17 protein-coding genes and 1 tRNA gene are annotated in these 17936 nt (G+C 38.0%); 4 read left to right on the forward strand and 14 right to left on the reverse strand.

The window, feature by feature from the left end:
* Window positions 1-14: 14 nt before the first annotated feature.
* The 4 genes from WC955_06315 (at window position 15) to WC955_06330 (ending at window position 4471) form a co-directional block, all read left to right on the forward strand.
* On the forward strand, window positions 15-1079 hold the full coding sequence (locus tag WC955_06315; protein ID MFA5858663.1) for a sialidase family protein: 1065 nt from the start codon (window positions 15-17) through the stop codon (window positions 1077-1079).
* 2 nt (window positions 1080-1081) lie between these two features.
* On the forward strand, window positions 1082-3055 hold the full coding sequence (locus tag WC955_06320) for an alpha-galactosidase (protein ID MFA5858664.1): 1974 nt from the start codon (window positions 1082-1084) through the stop codon (window positions 3053-3055).
* Between the two features lie 24 nt (window positions 3056-3079).
* Window positions 3080-4231 (forward strand): sialidase family protein, encoded by a 1152-nt coding sequence (locus tag WC955_06325; GenBank protein MFA5858665.1) that lies wholly within the window; start codon window positions 3080-3082, stop codon window positions 4229-4231.
* A gap of 90 nt (window positions 4232-4321) precedes the next feature.
* On the forward strand, window positions 4322-4471 hold the full coding sequence (locus tag WC955_06330; GenBank protein MFA5858666.1) for a DUF5679 domain-containing protein: 150 nt from the start codon (window positions 4322-4324) through the stop codon (window positions 4469-4471).
* A 90-nt stretch (window positions 4472-4561) separates the two neighbouring features.
* Here the strand turns inward: WC955_06330 and WC955_06335 are convergent.
* From WC955_06335 to WC955_06400, 14 genes are all read right to left on the reverse strand, one after another.
* Window positions 4562-4634, reverse strand: a tRNA-Ala gene (locus WC955_06335).
* Between the two features lie 423 nt (window positions 4635-5057).
* Complete coding sequence (locus WC955_06340) at window positions 5058-5951, reverse strand: S49 family peptidase (protein MFA5858667.1); 894 nt, start codon at window positions 5949-5951, stop codon at window positions 5058-5060.
* A gap of 1 nt (window position 5952) precedes the next feature.
* Window positions 5953-6165: a hypothetical protein gene (locus WC955_06345; GenBank protein ID MFA5858668.1), complete on the reverse strand. Its 213-nt coding sequence runs from the start codon at window positions 6163-6165 to the stop codon at window positions 5953-5955.
* Window positions 6166-6449: 284 nt separating this feature from the next.
* The gene (locus WC955_06350) at window positions 6450-7229 is read right to left on the reverse strand and encodes a TdeIII family type II restriction endonuclease (protein ID MFA5858669.1); all 780 of its coding nucleotides are present in this window, start codon (window positions 7227-7229) and stop codon (window positions 6450-6452) included.
* 2 nt (window positions 7230-7231) lie between these two features.
* The gene (locus WC955_06355) at window positions 7232-8818 is read right to left on the reverse strand and encodes a DNA methyltransferase (protein ID MFA5858670.1); all 1587 of its coding nucleotides are present in this window, start codon (window positions 8816-8818) and stop codon (window positions 7232-7234) included.
* A 67-nt stretch (window positions 8819-8885) separates the two neighbouring features.
* The gene (locus WC955_06360) at window positions 8886-9569 is read right to left on the reverse strand and encodes an endonuclease III (protein ID MFA5858671.1); all 684 of its coding nucleotides are present in this window, start codon (window positions 9567-9569) and stop codon (window positions 8886-8888) included.
* Between the two features lie 141 nt (window positions 9570-9710).
* The gene (locus WC955_06365; protein MFA5858672.1) at window positions 9711-10364 is read right to left on the reverse strand and encodes a hypothetical protein; all 654 of its coding nucleotides are present in this window, start codon (window positions 10362-10364) and stop codon (window positions 9711-9713) included.
* A 64-nt stretch (window positions 10365-10428) separates the two neighbouring features.
* Window positions 10429-11280 carry an SEC-C metal-binding domain-containing protein gene (locus tag WC955_06370; protein MFA5858673.1) on the reverse strand — a complete coding sequence of 284 codons (852 nt, stop codon included), beginning with the start codon at window positions 11278-11280 and terminating at the stop codon, window positions 10429-10431.
* Window positions 11277-11852 (reverse strand): hypothetical protein, encoded by a 576-nt coding sequence (locus tag WC955_06375; GenBank protein MFA5858674.1) that lies wholly within the window; start codon window positions 11850-11852, stop codon window positions 11277-11279. The genes WC955_06370 and WC955_06375 overlap by 4 nt, the downstream gene beginning before the upstream one ends.
* Before the next feature lie 470 nt (window positions 11853-12322).
* The gene (locus WC955_06380; protein ID MFA5858675.1) at window positions 12323-13240 is read right to left on the reverse strand and encodes an AAA family ATPase; all 918 of its coding nucleotides are present in this window, start codon (window positions 13238-13240) and stop codon (window positions 12323-12325) included.
* An 11-nt stretch (window positions 13241-13251) separates the two neighbouring features.
* Complete coding sequence (locus tag WC955_06385; protein MFA5858676.1) at window positions 13252-13941, reverse strand: hypothetical protein; 690 nt, start codon at window positions 13939-13941, stop codon at window positions 13252-13254.
* A gap of 182 nt (window positions 13942-14123) precedes the next feature.
* Window positions 14124-14735: a hypothetical protein gene (locus WC955_06390; protein ID MFA5858677.1), complete on the reverse strand. Its 612-nt coding sequence runs from the start codon at window positions 14733-14735 to the stop codon at window positions 14124-14126.
* Between the two features lie 123 nt (window positions 14736-14858).
* Entirely contained in the window at window positions 14859-16676 is a 1818-nt protein-coding gene (locus tag WC955_06395; protein ID MFA5858678.1) for a tetratricopeptide repeat protein, read from the reverse strand.
* A gap of 830 nt (window positions 16677-17506) precedes the next feature.
* On the reverse strand, window positions 17507-17821 hold the full coding sequence (locus WC955_06400) for a hypothetical protein (GenBank protein MFA5858679.1): 315 nt from the start codon (window positions 17819-17821) through the stop codon (window positions 17507-17509).
* Window positions 17822-17936 lie beyond the last annotated feature (115 nt).

A 17936-nucleotide genomic window follows, 5' to 3' on the forward strand; every position in this document is an offset into this window, starting at 1 on the left:
TGAAAGGATAAAAAATGGATATCAAAACAATTACGGTGTACAAAAACGTGGAACATTACAGCGCATTTCCTAGCGTTGTAAAACTTGAAAACGGTGAGTTACTCATAGTTTTCCGGGATGCACCATGGAGAGGCAAGCCGTCGCATATTGATCCGGAATCTAAGACAACAATCGTGAGGTCGAAGGATAACGGGCAAACCTGGGAAAAGACAGGTGAAGTCGTTTCCGGGAAAAGTACTGTTGGCCTCCAGGATCCGTCAATAATGCAGATGAAAGACGGGACGTTGATACTCTCCTCATTTGACTGGGAACTGTTCAAGACGGAGGAAGAGGTTACTGCGCGGGGGATTAGGTATTCACGTGAACATAATTATTTAGAATATCACAGGGCTTCAGTGATCGGTACCCATATATGGCGTTCAACGGATAACGGTAATACGTGGACAGAATCTCAGATGGTGATAACCTCAGTTGACCCTCTCGAGCTTATTGCAACATCAGAACCTGTAGTTGAAACCCAGCCGGGTGAACTATTGATACCGTTATATGGCCATCCCGGGAATAAAGGTGTGGTAGTACTTATGAGTTCAAAAGATAAGGGTAATACATGGACAAAAACAGGTGAGATAAATACTGCAGCGGATAATCCGGAAGGATTATCAGAACCTGCATTACTAAAACTACCGGATGGGAATATACTTTGTATTATGCGCCCGTTACCTGTCGGTGAAGGGTATTGTTACCAGTCAGTGTCAGCGGATAACGGTAAAACATGGTCTACGCCGATACGTACACCTTTTTGGGGCTTCCCTGCGAGTTTGTTATTGTTAAAGAATAGCAACGTTTTGTGTGCGTACGGTTACCGCCGTAAACCATTTGGTGTGCGGTCGTGTATAAGTAAAGACGGGGGTAAGACTTGGGATATGGAACGCGAAAATGTTTTGCGTACTGACGGTAGCGGTAGCGACCTCGGGTACCCGAGTTCTGTTGAACTCCCGGATGGCAGTATTTTTACGGCGTACTATTTCCATGATGAGAACAAAACACGGTATATCGGTGCGGGGATTTATAAGGTGTAGATATGTCATTAGTCTCCCCATCCGATTTTGATTTATGCAAAGCATGGATTACTGAATATTTAAGTGTTCTTGAATCAAAGAATACGGGTAATAAACTACCGTTTGGGTTTGAGTATGACGACAAAAAAACTGAAACGTTATTTCCAAACATTCCTGCAGAAGTTTATGAAGAGAAATTAATTGGAAAGAAAAGGTATACAGTAAAGTTTGTTTTACCTGAAACCAAACTACAGGTAAAATGCGTACTCATACTTTATAACGACTACCCAACTATTGAATGGACACTATTTCTTAAAAACACGGGGGATACGGATACCGGTATAATCTCGAACCTCATGCCTATAAGTGCCGGGTTTGGTATTAACGAAACTGACCAAAATACTGATTTTATTCTCAACCACCATACAGGTAGCCCGAATTCTGCTGATGATTACCGTCCCCATCGTACAACGCTGATGTACCGCCAGGCAAAACGTATTTCCACCTGCGGCGGGCGTCCTGTCAATAGCGACTTTCCTTATTTTAACCTTGAATACGCCGGGCGCGGTGTCATCCTGGCATTAGGATGGGCAGGACAGTGGGCACTAAATTTTTTTGTGGCTAACAAAAAAATGGTATTCATTACCGGTGGGCAGGAACTTACGAGGTTCAAACTATTCCCCGGGGAAGAAGTGCGTAACCCAATGGTTGTCCTCCAGTTTTGGCATGGTGAGAACAACCGTACCCGTTCTCAAAATGTTTGGCGCCGGTGGATGCTTGAGCATAATATGCTAAGGAATAACGGGAAACCGCTGGAACCAATGTGCGCGGGGTGTAGTTCACTGTATTACGCGGAAATGGTGCAGACAAACGAAACATGGCAAAAGTTTTTTTTGGATAGGTATCTTGAGGAAGGTATCAAAATCAATTTCTGGTGGATGGATGCCGGGTGGTATCCCGTAAAAAAAACTTGGCATGAAACCGGTACATGGGAAGTTGATAAAACCCGTTTTCCCGGCGGGTTGCGCTCTATCACCGATTACGCGCATAAAAAAGGTGTAAATTCAATCGTATGGTTTGAACCTGAACGCGTGACACCGGGGACGTGGTTATACGAAAACCATCCGGAATGGTTACTTGGCCTGGGGAAAGACGGTGAATGGAAACTATTAAACCTCGGGAATGCAGACGCGAGGAGTTGGTGGGTGGAACACGCGGATAAAGTTATTAATGAACAAGGGATTGATTTGTACCGTACGGATTTTAATATTGAACCGCTGAACTACTGGCGTGCAAATGATACTCCCTGCCGCCAGGGGATTACAGAGATAAGATATGTTGAAGGATTATACGCATACCTTGACGAACTCCTGCGCCGCCATCCCGGGATGTTGATTGATATCTGCGCTTCAGGCGGGAGAAGGAATGATGTTGAAACTTTACGCCGCGGCGTGCCGTTACTGCGGTCGGATTATATATTTAACCAGCAGGCGCAGCAGCAGCATACATACAGTATATCTTCGTGGATACCGTATTACGGGACTGGGTTTTGGATCAATAAAACAGGATATCTTATCCGCAGTGTTCTTACTGCGCCGTTTATAATATACGGTTATGACATGCGTGATAAAACACAGGATTATAATACTATCCGCGAAGTTGAAGCTTTACGTAAAAGAATTACAAAACTGTTCTTAGGTGATTACTACCCTCTGACCCCATATATCAACGATAACAACCACTGGCTCGCGTGGCAGTTTAACTGTCCGTCATCAGGGGAGGGTGTACTACAGGCATTTATCCGGGAGAATACCGCGGTTGCTGCTATGAAGTTCAGGTTATACGGGCTTGAACGTGAAGCTGTATACGAGGTGGAAGATATTGATAAGAAAGAAACGGTTAAACTCACGGGTAGTGAACTAATGGATACCGGTTTGTTGGTAACACCGTCAACCCAACCCTCAGCTATAATTATGTTTTATAAAAAAGTTATATGATAAACCTGGGAAGGAAAAGTGAAGATGTATCTTCAAAAAAAGATGTTGTCCTGTTTATTGGTTGCTATTGCGACATCCATAAACTTTTGTGAGGGAAGCACCGTGAAAATCTCAACCGGCGTGGTATACCAAAATGATAAAAGTTACAGTACATTCCCCGGGGTTGTCAAACTACAGTCCGGTGACTTACTCGTTGTTTTCCGTGAAGCTCCGCGTCGTAAGAAGATTACGCATATCGATCCGGAATCAAAAATTTCGTTTATGCGGTCAAAGGATAACGGGCAAACCTGGCAACCCGCGGGTGAGGTTGTATCGGGGAAAGAATCAATTGGCCTCCAGGACCCGTCAGTTATGCAGATGAAAGACGGGACGTTGATACTATCCTCATTTATGTGGGAATTATATGTCAGTACGGACGAGATGAAAGCCCGGGGGGTTAAGACATCAAGGAAACACACTTTTGGAAAGTACCGGTATGCCGGTGTCCCAGGGGTATATATTTGGAGGTCGGTGGATGAAGGTAAAACATGGGATGGCCCTGTGGCGAACCTTACTGACGTTCCGCCGTTGAGATTGATCGCAACATCAGAACCTGCGATTGAAGTCCAGCCTGGTGAACTATTACTGCCACTATACGGTGGGCCCGGGGGTAAAAGTATCGTTGTGCTTGTAAGTTCAAAAGACAGGGGTACGGCCTGGGTGAAAGTTGGGGAGATACGTACTGCTCAAGATAATAAAGACGGCCTTCAGGAACCGGGCTTACTAAAACTTTCTGATGATAAAGTTGTGTGTATCAGCCGGCCCACACCGCAGGAGGTGGGGTTTAGTTACCAGTCAGTATCGGAAGATAACGGGAGAACCTGGACCCCGGCAGTACGCACATCGTTCTGGGGATACCCGTCAAACTTGTTATTATTGAGTAACAACAACGTATTATGTTCCTATGGGTACCGCAAAGCACCCTATGGCGTCCGTGCGTGTATCAGCCGGGATGAATGTAAAACCTGGGATATTGAGAACGAGCTTGTATTATACACAGACGCACCCGGGGGTGATCTCGGGTATCCAAGTTCAGTGGAATTACCTGATGGTAATGTGTTAACAGTATATTACACGCATACAAGTAAAGGCGATGACGGGGTTAGGTATATCGCGTTAACAATATTTAAACCGTAGACGAACTAAAAATATTTGATATAATATATTTTGTGTAGGTAATGGTAGTATTAGTTAATCAGTATTTTTTCGAAAAAGGAGAACGTAACAATGGCTAAGGGTAGATGTATGAAGTGCAAAAAAGAAGTTGAGATCAAAGACGGTGCGGAAGTCGTTATGAAGAACGGTATGAAAGCCGTTAAAGGCGTATGCCCGGATTGCGGAACAAAAGTTTTCCGGATCTTAGGTAAAGCGAAGTAAGTTATTATCTATCTGTAAATTAAATAAATCCCTCGGTTTTCTTCTTCTGAAGGCAACCGGGGGATTTTATTTATATCTGTTAAAGTTAAGTGGAGGTGACCAGAGTTGAACTGGCGACCCTCTGCATGCCATGCAGATGCTCTCCCAACTGAGCTACACCCCCATTGTTTTACATATTACTTATTTGGCAATACAAATTCAACAGTTTTGTCATTTTATTTGTCTCCTGTTTTTGCCAATTCTTTCCATTTTCTTGCCACTCTTTGCCTCGGATCTACTAATTTCTGAGTGGTAATATCCGTCGAGTTTGCTATCTCCGTGCTATCCCAAACCAACACCCCATGACGCGATTTTCTTCATATTTCTCGTATGTAGCCCTTGTTTTATAAGCCGATAAAAACGCTATCTTGACTAAAACCACTGTGTAATCCGGTGAAAGTTGCCACCCTGTCCGGTTTGAAGTTTGCCATAATTGCCAGCATTCAAATTTCACAAGTACAGTTTACGAAAAGTGGCAATTTTGAACCGGAATCTACACGATTTCTAATATGTAGTCATAATCATCTAAAGTAAAAACATTCATTCTTTATTTAGCAGCAACAAATATCATTTTTACACCACGATGATTTTCAACTATCTTTATAGCAGAAGAACTGGCAAATGTATTCATAAAAGCATGATGTATCGTTAATACAGTATCCTGAAAAGGTTTGCCTGAATCTTCTATCAGTATAACCTTTACCCCTTTTTGAAGAAGGACATCAGGAGAAAAATGTCTTTCATGTGTTTTAGATATTTCATGTTTTGACAAATACTTGGTAATTCTTTTTGCTTTTTTTCTGGCATCTGTCTGGTTTTTAAACATACCATCCATTAACCATTTTACCACCATTTGTTCGGACCATTTTATTGCTTTTTCACAATCACCTATAAAAGTTGGATGATATTTTGCCAGTATAGTTTGCCAAACAGGAATCGTAGAATTATCAGATTTAATTTCTTGTTTTGCCCTCTCAAATTCTTCTATAACTCCTTGTGCTGAAATACCGCCAAACTGTGGGTCAATGGGACCTAAACTAGAATGCTTACCCATTAGAATTTCTTTACAAGAACATGCTATCATAGTTCCAGCAGACATAGCAAGTTGAGGTATTATGGCTCTTATATTTGTACCAAACATTGCTCTTAAATAATCAACCAAAGATTCGGTTGCCGCCACATTACCACCAGGAGTATGTAATATCAAATCTAATCCTTTTGTTTTATCCAATTGATGTATAGTTGTCATAAAAGCATTTTTGTCGGAATCGGATATTCCAGCGTTCCCGGGTTTTGATAACCAACCCGAATAGTATGCTATAACATTTCTCTTCGTAATCTTATTTAATATTTTCATATATTTGTTTCGCACAGCATCCAAAGGATTGTTTTGTCGTTGAAATTCATTAATTTCCGATAATACCTTAGTCCAGTTAGGCATATTAAATAGAATCCTTTTCATTCAGCTTTTCTGAGGAGTACAAAACAAAAGTAGTTTGTTCGTCTTGAGGGATTGAGCATTTTTTTATTGAACGTGCAAAATCTTCTGCACCTGTATATTTTTTTAGCGAATTCTCTGCGATTCCTAAAATATTGAAAAGCTGAAGTATCTCTCTTTGTTTTACTATGTCAGTATTGTTTCCTTTTTTTTTCATTGTTACCCTCAATTACTTTTAATGATATTATACATTTTTAGTCAACAATGTCAAAACACATCTTTTCATACTATTTTCCCTTTGTTTCAGGAGTTTATCACTCCCAGACGCAAAGTAACCACTCTTACTGTGCCATATCGCATTGCATCTTACTGTATATACAGAACTGGAGCTAGGATTTGAAACTCACAAAATTATAACTTGAAGTACTATCTGATTAGATTAGAAAAACCGTCAATGTTAACTTAAAGAGACCTTGAACAATAAATGCTTTTGTTACTGGTCTACCTATTATATTTTATAAAATATTGGTCTATTTCTGACCTTAACTCAATCCCTACTCTCTCGAAGCATCCCAACAAATCTTCATATGCACCCTTACCACCTAAAAAATCCCAGAACTCGCTCGCCACTTTCAGTTCTTTATCCAAATCCAGCATTCCCCTCATTGTCCAACGATTGTAGGGGTCCGGTTCATATGGATTATAAGGTATCGCAATTAGTGTATGTATCTTAATCGACGGATTTGAAGCTAATACAGCTGCCACCCATTCAAGTAGCGTCCTCTTAAATTCCTTAAAACCACCGGCATTAGGTTTTGCCGTTTTAATATCAAATAAAAAAAGCTCATCTTTACTTTTGTGTACTAGTAAATCTATTTGAGTGGGTTTAACCTTTTGCATATTTGATGTCTTACATACTTTCCTTATGGTTTCAATTTCTTTCTCTTTATCTGGTTCTTTCTTTGCTGTTGTTAAATCGTCCATTATTTTTTGAATAACCGTATGAGCTTCTTTACTTATGTAATTCCCTGCAACAACATGCGTCTCTGCTTCTTGATAATTTTGTTTTGCCAAAACAAGTGCAACAGGCTCAAAAATACTTGTTCCGAAATTAGTATTCAAAGAATGTATAAATGAATACAAAGCCAATCTATCTTTTCCTAAAAGTCTTGTATGAAAAGGCATTGAAGCTGGTTCTGGTTTATAACTTTGAAACTTGTTTCTAAGCCCCTTTATTAGAACGGATTCAACTTGGGTTATTTGCATTTTGTTCAGTGGCATTTTTATATCCCTTTTAAATGAAAAATTATCTCCGAATACGCACCCTTATCTTTTTCAGTTCTATTAAGCACAGGACGTTTGAATTGGCTTACTATTTTCATCCCAGCTTGTTTGGCGATTGTCGGATATAGATTATATTTATCATTTGCTACCAAAAACACGTGATAATCATCGGCAAAATACTTTTTACAGTTATTCAATACATCCGAGATTCCTTGAGCATACGATTTTTTGGCTTCATTTCCTTGTCCTTTAAAAAGCGGACCTATCTCTAACTCATCTTTCCTTTCAAACCCAAATAAGTCATACGCATATGCGTGCTGTTCATGATAATTTATCAATCCAACATACGGCGGGCTTGAAAAGATTCCCCTAATTTTTTTATTCCTAAGAAGCGTATCAAATTTGTTTCCTTGCCTTCTAAATTTAGAGAATATATTTATCGTACGTGTATCTCCTGTCAAACAAGTTTGAAACGTATCAGTCCTTATTTTATTAAATTCAATAAGTCGTTTAATCGTATCTTCGCTATACCGTTCCCACCAACTTAGTATTGAAAACAAAGGTTTACATATTTTCCCGTGTTTTGAGCAGTAATACGTCGTCGTAATGGGTTCTTTTAACGTTGCTAAATCCGAATGAGTTGTTGCCCGACAAGAACGTATGGTACGACTTAAAATTATTTTTATTATTTTCCTTAAATTTGAATCCTCAACCTTCTCAACGAGCCTATTAACAAACTCGATTTCAGAACGTATGTGTTTCAAATACCATTTATCTAAAAAGCTGCCGGTCTTCTCTTGTCTAAGTTGTATGTTGTATTGTTTAATAAGACCTAAGTATATCGGCAAAAACTGCCTCTCTTTTTCATCACCATATTTATCTTCATTTATTTCTCCTCGATTCAATTTATACTCAAATTCTGGCGAGGGAAAGTATTTATTATTAAACACTTGTAATTCTTTTAACAAGTGATTTTCAAAAGTTATTGTATTTGAATCAGCGATAAATTTCCTTAGAGCTTCCGTGATTTTATCTGTTTCGTTATACAATTCGGTTAAATTATATCTTCCAATCTTGGCGTTGCTAATCATTACATTAAAAGCAGATATGTCTACTCCTATAGCATGAATACCAAGTTCATTAGCTTGAACTAAAGTAGTTCCACTACCACAAAAAGGGTCCAAAACAATATCGTCTTTTCGAAAATAAACTTCTTTTTTAAAATCGTCCGTATGTTCATCCAAAAAATACTCTACCAGTTGAGGAATAAACTTGCCCTTATACGGATGTAGACGATGTACATGTTTTGTGGTTTCAGCTTCTTTAAGATAATCAAATGATAACGCCCAATTTAAGTCTTTACCTAATTTTTCTTTCCAACTGATTTCACGTTGACCCAGAAATGACTGATAGTATTGTTTCAAATCGCCTAAATTGACTAATGTAGTTCCGTTGTCTCCAATTTTTTTAATCCTTCCATATTGTATCAGATATGAAATATTAGATGGCGATACGTGTTTATTCAAATAGCTAGTTGCCCACTCACTAGCTTGTTTTATCGTAAGTAACTCTGTTGCATTAACCATTTATTTCTCTCCGTTTTAGAAATTATTATACCAAAATACCATCGGAACTGCCATAGTTTTTTCGTTTTCATTCAAATAGTACTTGTTTTTTAATACAATTTTTTTCTATACAACACAAACTACACCTGACGTCTTTCGGTGTACAAATATCACGTCCTAACGAGAGTAAATTAACATGCGCCGAATATCTAAGCTCAACTGGTATTACTTTTTGCAGTGTATCCATGTCAAGCGTTGTCGGCACATTCCTCCTACTCTCAATCCATCCCAATCTTCTACTGACTCGCCAACAGTGTGAATCGACCGGGAATACTTTTCTCCCCAGGGCGTATAGCATAACACACCTGGCTACTTTCTTACCTACCCCCGGCAACGATACCAAATACTCCTCACACTTTGCATCTGACCAGGATTTCAACGGGTCCAGCGTTGGTTTTCCGAACCTGTTAATCACTTGTTCTATGATACCTTTTATATACCCCGCTTTAACATTATACTTTCCACCAGCTTTTATAAGTGCTGCTAATTTCCCTGGAGGTACCTTCAACAACATATCCCACCGCGGATATCTCTTCTTTAGCTCACGATACACTTTGATGTAGACTTTCTCAGTAGTACGAACCGATAAGATAATAAAAATCAGCTCATCTAACGGAACCTTAAGATTATGGTGTGCATTATCCTTATATAAATTCTTTAGTTTTCTTGCCACTATCGATATTACTTTACGTTTGTTATACAGTTTTCCCACACGCTAATAACCCTTACTTGTACAACCCGATTTATCAACAACTTGACCTATTTCTATTTAAATATATAACAAGTTTTTTACGGATTTTGATTATACTAACTTCTACATGAACCATTATCGAAATATTCACAAAACATTGTATTACTTCGCCTTTATAGTACATCTAATAATCTCCCGAATAAGTTCAATAGTATCTTTAATGTGACGAGAAATATTATGATATGCCGCTATTTGGTTTTCATCTAGTGTAAATCCTTTTATTATTTCATCAGTATCTGTACAGTTCAGATCAAATCCTTTTTTAAAATAGAAATTTAGCAACTCGATTTCTTCATTTATAGTATTAATTTGTCTCAACAAAGACATTATATTTTTTTGAATAGATGAGTCTAGTAACGAAATAGATGTTAGATTTTGTTCTAAGTAGGGTAAACGTATTTTTTTTACAAAAAGATAGTTATTATTTGTGTTACCATATTTTAATTTATGTATTTTTGAACATTGTTCAAAATTTGACTCTACTTTACTAATAAGTTCTTTTTCATCATCAGACATATTTGTATCAAATTCTTTAATGGCTATCACCCACCACCTAAAGCTATTACTATCAAATTTGCGTATTTTGCAGTTTAAAAGATAATATGCCCAAGACAACACGGAAGCAATATTTTCAAGTTCTGAGACCAAACAGGTTTTAAAACTCTTCATATTTCTGATACTTATATTTCGAGCAAGTAAAAATTGTCCACCTATACCCAATAACCAACCCAAAATGACATATGCCAGTTTTTCCATTATTATTTTATCCTTGTTAGCTACAGAATCCCGTCTCCGTCCTTACTTCTTTGTTTACACCATTTCAATCAATATATTCGACTGTTAGAAGGTGATCTGGCGGTTTTACTTTAAAAGTAAATTGACAATGCGGTCTGAGTACGCCTTCTTCTAATAGACAACACTTTTTGTATTTCTTCCCGGATTCACAAGGACAAAGGTCATTTCGACCAACATATGAAAACCTTGAATGCGGGTGTCTGTTTTTAGTCCATGTGACATCCCACTCGTGGAATGGTGATTCTAGCCTGTGTATTAAATATTTTATAATAGAATAATTGTAATAATCCTTTTTGCCATCACCTTTTGAATTTAAAATAAATGGAACTGAATATTTTTGCATGGGGTCTTTAACAATGGACATCCCTATAAGTTCTGATTCAGTTACAATTCTCGAGCACATCTCGCCATTATAGATTTCTCCCACACGGTGTCCACAAGGATTTCTAATGGAGATAACTTTTTTACAGATACTACAGGTCTTCTCTATTTTAATAATTTCTGGACTCATGAAGAGCTTATACGGAAAAACAGATTGATAGCGTGAAGTTTGCCGTGCTATGAAGGAGATTTGAAACTCATTTGTAACATCTTGAAAATGACGTGTCAGGGATAGTAATTCAATTTCTACACGCTCGAGAGTACACCAAGCGTCATAGAACTCCTCTGTCTTTAGTTGAAAAAACGTCGCAATGTATTTATCTTGAATCTCAATAATTTCTTCAAAGCACCAGATTGTTTTCGCAGCTTGCTGATCACCGGCAGCAACAGCTTCTTGCTTTAGTACAGCAAGACATTGTTTTGCAGGTTCAGAATCCCGTGAATTGAAATTCTGAGAAACATCTCGTAGATAGTTCTTCACATCCTCTAACGTCACCTTGAAATCTCCTTCTTCGGTTGAGTGCCCACAATTGGTTGTGTATCTACATTCTTATCTGCAAGTGACTTAAGAGTTGGCTTTACACTTTTGTTGAAATCATTAGCGGACCCTTCGTAGAGAAGTCGAGAAGCATGACCGTCTTTTTCAACGACAGTTAGTTCAACCTTGATATTTGTATGATTCTCTTTGCTGGTCCAACGCTTCTTTATATACTCAGATATGAGGTCTACGATTATTGGAGCCACGATGCTTGTCACAATAAAACTGCCTATGATAATCCATGTGTCGTGAAGAGCAAATTCTCGATAGTCTTGATCTGTGCTACATATGTCAGGAACAATACCCTTATCCATGTTATCCCTAAGAAAGTTAAGAAGCTCTTCAGTACCAGTTGGAAAAACCGGTTCGGAGTGCTCTCGAAAGCCCTCTCTTGGTACAATTAGAACGTTGGCTTTGAATAACTGTGTCTTCAATTCATTGGGGATGTACGGACGGTCAATCCATGTGGAAAATGTTTCCTTAGACTCCTCGACAATATATTCGGTTTCGTTAGTTGGCTCTTGAGTCATTGTTAACACCTTTCTTTAGTCATCTTTGTGCATATAACTTGTCTATGTCCGAACCTCTTATTGATTTATATTATCACAAGCGTTAATGCCAGTCAACATACTCTCTATCCAATTTCAATATCCGCACTTTACTCTATATTGTCTTACCCTGACTATATACTATCAACCTACTCCTCCGCAATCTTATCTAGACCATATTTCCGTCTCATTACCTATCCCTACCAACATTCACAACCAACTCAAACCGCACCCTAAACAATCTACAACACGCCCAGTCTCCCTATCCTAAGTCATAATCTAGCATAAAATTACGCATACCCCTTTTATCTCTACTTTAGACCCCGCTTATCTAACACTGGGCACACTATTACCGTCGAGACCTATCAATCCCCTGCCTGCCTACAATGACCCCGGTAATCAACTCAAACCACTTCAACATACTTTATCCGACGACATAAACTTACCAATCTTTATACACCCGCTCCACCCAACGCTATTTCCATCTCTTCTTCCGTTATCCTTATATCCACGCCAGAACCCGTTCCTTTACTATGCCCATTCCCGTTCTCAAATACTACCGGGTCCAAAATATCGCTCATCACCTTCCTCAATCCCCGTGCCCCTAACCCTCTCTTCAAAGCGTCCCGGGCAATATTTCTAACCACCGACTCTGTTATCTCAAGTCTTATACCACTTGCAGATAGTAGTTCTTTATATTGCCGGCATATCGCGTTCTTAGGTTCCGTCATAATCATCACTAGGTCGTCTTCTGTCAACGGGTCCATCACCAGTATCACGTTCAGCCTGCCCACGAACTCAGGCATAAACCCGTACTGTATCAAATCCTGGGGGGAGACATACCGCAAAACATTATCACACCCGTTCTTTATACCCTCGACGGGAGTATCATGTTTCTCTACCCCAAACCCAATCTTACGTTCTATTTTTATCCGCTTTTCTATTATCTCCTTCAATCCATCAAACGCTCCGCCACAAAAAAACATAACCTTCCCAACGTCAAACTCATATTCGTCCCTACCAAAACTCCGCTTAGTTCCATACCGCACCATACCGTTTTCAAGCAGTTTCAACATTTCTTGCTGGACCCCGCTACCATACATGTTTCTCATCAACCCAGAACTACCTACAACCCGACTTGCGATTTTATCCGTCTCATCCAAATATACAATTCCATACCCATCCCACTCACCCATCCGACGGTCTGCTTCACTTTTCAACGATACCAGCATCTCCTCAACGTCCAGACCCACGAATCCAGTTGACGTATATTGGGTTGCATTACAAATTACCATGGGCAAATTTAGTACCCTTGCAATCGTTTTACACAGATAGGATTTACCAGTCCCTGTGTCCCCTATTATCAACACGCTACTCTTTTCTATTTCCGTATTATTTTTTTCACCGACGATACTCTATTCTTTTGTAAGTGATTGAACACCGCCACACTCAGTCTACGCTTAACTTCGTCCTGTCCCACTACGTATTTATCTAGCTCCCTATATAGTTGTTTCGGTGATCCTAGTTTCTTTATACATCTTTGGTTTATTCTACCACCTGCTTCATTACCAACTTCCGGCGACTTGTCTCTCTTTACCAACTCAATTATACGCCCGTCCTTTACCACCAAGTCATTTCCAAGATATCCCGATAACTTAAATAACCGGCTCTGAAATGAAAAATATCGCACATACTTAACATAGCTTTCCGGCTCTCCATTCCTCAAAGCCAAAAGTTGTATCATTCCATTAATCCGTGTTACTGGTCTCCACTTACTGCCACCAAAAACATCCATATAAACCGCCAAACCCAAAATAAACTTCTCAGTGTCGTCAAGTTTATATTCCTTTGCTATATATTCTAACGCCAGCCATTTTTTTAACCGTACTGAATTCTTTGTCTTTTCGTCTATACCACTTTCTTTTTGTCTTATCTCTGCTAGGTGTTGTGCATTCTCATTACTACTCGTCCTGCCGTAATCTGTATTTTTAGCATACCGAAACCACAAGTCAATATACCCAAAATAATCCTCGAGATGTTCGTAACTTGACCTGTACAAATTCTTCTTCATATTCAAATCCTGTCCTTTGCAATAATGTTCCCAAAACAAATCCCAACTCTATATATACGTTTGTGAACCTCTGATTGGAAACGTAGTATGAGATTACATAAAAAGAATAGAATATGCGTGTTAATTTACATCCAGATATATTGTCAAATATTTCAACTATTTTAGAAGCAGTTTAAAAACATTTATTTTATATATGCAATAATTGAGAGTGTTGATAGTTGGCTATCTTCAACCGCAGTTACTATTTTTTTATTTGTATTTCCGTGAAAACAAGTCATGACTCTATCTACAATAAAATCATCTAGCGGTATCCTTTTGTATTTAGAATTATTAAGTACTTTATTTCCACTACAAATAGTTGGCATATCAGTACCTTTAGAAGGAGTTTCAAGTACTACTGGCGATGATACAATATCTTTCATTTTTGTAATTTGACCTTTTAATCTTTCTTTTTCTGATTTACGTAATTTCTCGACCTCTCCTTTTTTTGCCTGACCTAATATAACCTTCTTCCTAGTTTCCCGATTTATATGAGTCAGTTCTGCAGTAATAGCAAAATCTGCACCATACTTTTTTTCCGCACATTTACGTCCTGTACCACTCACCATAGTACCTCGGAATGTAACATTTCCAAATTCTCCTTCATATGCTGTGCCATCAAGTCTTGCTATTATTGCACTGGTGTAATTTGATTCTTGAAAATATCTTTGCGCATTCACACCAGAAACAGCCTTTCTAATATGTTTCTTTACTTCTGCTACTAACTTATCGTCCCAACGAAAAAAACATCTCATGTGGCTTCTCCTTAAATTGTTGTCTAAATATTCGTTCAAAGAGTTATACAATACGATTTTCTTATTAAGATTTAATCATCTTCTCATTAGTGACCGTGCTATAGTCATAAAATTAAGTTGTTTCTAATGTTTGTATTTAGCCACTAATGCTATAAACTCTGGAGTTTGGTTCAAATCGCTTATAAAATTACCGTCGCTTTCGTCGTTGTATAATTCATCAAATTGTTTAAATCCATTTTTAAAACATTGTTCGTAATAATACAACGCTTTTGGTTTATCATTTTGGGCTTTCCAATAATAAATCCCAAGTTTCCCATATGGTGATGGACTTGTTTTATCAAGTTCTATTGCCTTCTCAAAATCCGCTTTTGCTACTTCCCATTTACTCATCCATAAATATATCCACCCACGATAAAAATATACATAACCTTTATCGGGATTAAGTTCTATCACTTTTGTGAAATCTTCTATCGCCTTGTCATAAAACTTTTTATCACTATAAGCAAATCCGCGGTTCTTGTATGCAACTGAATATTGTGGATTAAGTTCTATTGCCTTTGTGAAATCTTCTATCGCCTTGTTAAATAACTTTTTATTACAATAAACAACTCCACGATCATTGTATGCTAATGCATATTGTGGATCAAGTTCTATTGCCTTTGTGAAATCTTCTATCGCCTTGTTATATTGCTTTATTGGATTATATACATTCCCACGAGAATAATATACTGTTGCATCCTTGGGATTCAACTCTATTGCTTTGTTAAAGTCCTGAATAGCACCAGCGAAATCTTGTAGGTTATTTTTAGCTATTCCGCGGTTATAATAGGGTTCGAACATTTGGGGATTAAGTTCTATTGCTTTGCTATAATCTTGAATAGCACCTATGTAATCATTTAGGGCATTCTTGACAATACCTCGACAGATGTAAGAATCGGAATTTTGAGAATCAATATCTATTGCTTTATTATAGTCTTGTAAAGCAGAGGTGCAGTCTTCAAGAAGAGTCCTAATACCGCCTCGAGAAAAGTAGTTAGTGCCCTCTTCAGGATTAAGTTCTATTGCTTTGTTATAGTCTTGTAAAGCCCCTGTATAGTTTTCTAGTCTAGTTCTAACAATACCTCGATTAGAGTAAGCACTTGAAGAAGTAGGATTAATCTCTATTACTTTGTTGAGGTCTTGAATAGCACCTGTGTAATCATTTAGGTTTGTTTTAGCAATACCTCGATATTCGTAGGAATTGAAATCTTGCGAATTAATCTCTATCGCTTTGTTAAAGTCCTGAATAGCACCAGCGAAATCTTGTAGTTCAAATCTAGCCATACCGCGGGTATAGTAGGGTTTGTCTAATTGAGGATCAATCTCTATTGCTTTGCTATAATCTTGAATAGCACCTATAAAGTTTTTTTGACCAGCCTTATCCAGACCTCGATTAAAGTACTTTACAGCTCGGTTGTAGTTAGCTACTTCTTGATCGGGCTGCGCACCTAAGAAAGTATATAGAACATTGCTAACGAATTTAATGGATTTATCAGACATGTTGTTATCATTCCACCACTTTACGAACTTTACATAACTTGTTTCAGCATATTTTCTAGCCGTTTCTTTTGAATAGTTTATCCAAGCATAAATTTCGTCATAAGTATTATCATCAATTGTAGTTTTATCATCTTTATAATCACTACTTGTTACTCTGTTTTCTATATAATGCAGTAGACTATCATATTCACGACGTTTCTCGTCATCACTTAAAATTTGATACGCTTCATGAATTTCTGCAAACTTTTCTCGGGCTAATTGTTTATCATATTCTGATTTGTGTTTATCTGGATGCCATTGTATTAATAATTTTCTTGATATATCTATTATCTGCTGTTGGGTTGCAGATTCTTCTATCGAAAGCACATTATAATAATTAGTTAGTTCAGTTCTACTAGACACTTAAAGAATCCTTCTAAAGTACACACGACCTATATTACTAATACTGTAATTATAGTTTTAGCCACCTTATCAAGTCAATTGTGCAAATTAACATCAACTAAAATCATTACACTATACTTTTTATCGACGACATACAACCACTAACTGGCTATCTACAAACCGCAACTCCATCAATCTAAAACCGTCTTCAAACACTTTATATTTCCATCCTTTTTTTATGGGACTTGCCTTTGTTTAATATTTCCCGGCTAGACGGTGCTTTCTCCATTATTTACCATCATTAGCTTTTGACTAACTTTATAGATTAACGATTTTTAATTCTAACCATTTTGTCTTCTATTCAACTACCAAACTATCACCTTTACAGTATAAACCCATAATTATTATATCGGGATTTACTTCATATTGACTCCATATTCCATGTCGCTGTTTATAGGGAAAGGGAAGCTGTTTTCTTGGCGGGTCCTCTTTGAAATCTTACCTCATTAATCTTCAGCTATTTTTATCCAATGAACCTGCCGTACCACACCATTTATCTGATTCAAAAAACACCGTATTCTGTTACATAATTAGCAAGTTGACGGTGATAATCGGTAACACATTTTACTGCATTAACGCGTTACCGACGACCGGTACGCTGTCAGAGGTACACTACTGTGTTATGCCCGCCTCAACCCACTTAAAGTCCTTGTATCAAGGATTATCCGTTGAGGATAATATGGGGTGGGGTTACGGCAAAAAAGGGGCGAATAAATGAGAGTGTGTTCTTTATTGGATTTTTCAGTAAATTCCGTGAGGAATTGACCCTGAATATGCGGTTTTACCCAAGATTACTCGAAACTTATCGATGAAACCTCGAGATAGATATTAGCATGTCTTATTCTATCATCAGTACCTATTAGGATCCCTTGGATTTTCGCATATTTGCCTAAATTTCGTCCACAAAGCGATCCCCATCTTAACTCGTTCATTCCCGAGGATGGTATGGCTATAATCGTACCATTTCTTTTAGGTATTAAAAAAGCATAGGCAGCGAAATTTATACCTGATGCCCAATAATCTGCTTTTAATATCCATTCAACCTTCTGTCCCTTATATTTCCCTAAAGCTAAATCTTTTGATGTCCCATTCCTAAGTTCATTCATAACATAGTCATCCCAATTTCTCAGCGATAGTGACCTCAAGTTAGGTACCTAATTAACTATTAAGGAACTAGTACCATCACAGGGGGTACCCCCTGTGGCGCGAAAAACAAAAACC

This window comes from Elusimicrobiota bacterium (assembly GCA_041658405.1).
Lineage (GTDB): Bacteria > Elusimicrobiota > UBA5214 > JBBAAG01 > JBBAAG01 > JBBAAG01.

Excerpts from the sequence above, each read along its gene's own strand:
- WC955_06355 (MFA5858670.1), bottom strand. The coding sequence starts at position 8,818 with ATGGTTAATGCAACAGAGTTACTTACGATAAAACAAGCTAGTGAGTGG.
- WC955_06330 (MFA5858666.1), top strand. The coding sequence starts at position 4,322 with ATGGCTAAGGGTAGATGTATGAAGTGCAAAAAAGAAGTTGAGATCAAA.
- WC955_06350 (MFA5858669.1), bottom strand. The coding sequence starts at position 7,229 with ATGCCACTGAACAAAATGCAAATAACCCAAGTTGAATCCGTTCTAATA.
- WC955_06325 (MFA5858665.1), top strand. The coding sequence starts at position 3,080 with ATGTATCTTCAAAAAAAGATGTTGTCCTGTTTATTGGTTGCTATTGCG.
- WC955_06345 (MFA5858668.1), bottom strand. The coding sequence starts at position 6,165 with ATGAAAAAAAAAGGAAACAATACTGACATAGTAAAACAAAGAGAGATA.
- WC955_06375 (MFA5858674.1), bottom strand. The coding sequence starts at position 11,852 with ATGACTCAAGAGCCAACTAACGAAACCGAATATATTGTCGAGGAGTCT.
- WC955_06320 (MFA5858664.1), top strand. The coding sequence starts at position 1,082 with ATGTCATTAGTCTCCCCATCCGATTTTGATTTATGCAAAGCATGGATT.
- WC955_06315 (MFA5858663.1), top strand. The coding sequence starts at position 15 with ATGGATATCAAAACAATTACGGTGTACAAAAACGTGGAACATTACAGC.
- WC955_06385 (MFA5858676.1), bottom strand. The coding sequence starts at position 13,941 with ATGAAGAAGAATTTGTACAGGTCAAGTTACGAACATCTCGAGGATTAT.
- WC955_06400 (MFA5858679.1), bottom strand. The coding sequence starts at position 17,821 with ATGAATGAACTTAGGAATGGGACATCAAAAGATTTAGCTTTAGGGAAA.
- WC955_06340 (MFA5858667.1), bottom strand. The coding sequence starts at position 5,951 with ATGCCTAACTGGACTAAGGTATTATCGGAAATTAATGAATTTCAACGA.
- WC955_06365 (MFA5858672.1), bottom strand. The coding sequence starts at position 10,364 with ATGGAAAAACTGGCATATGTCATTTTGGGTTGGTTATTGGGTATAGGT.
- WC955_06390 (MFA5858677.1), bottom strand. The coding sequence starts at position 14,735 with ATGAGATGTTTTTTTCGTTGGGACGATAAGTTAGTAGCAGAAGTAAAG.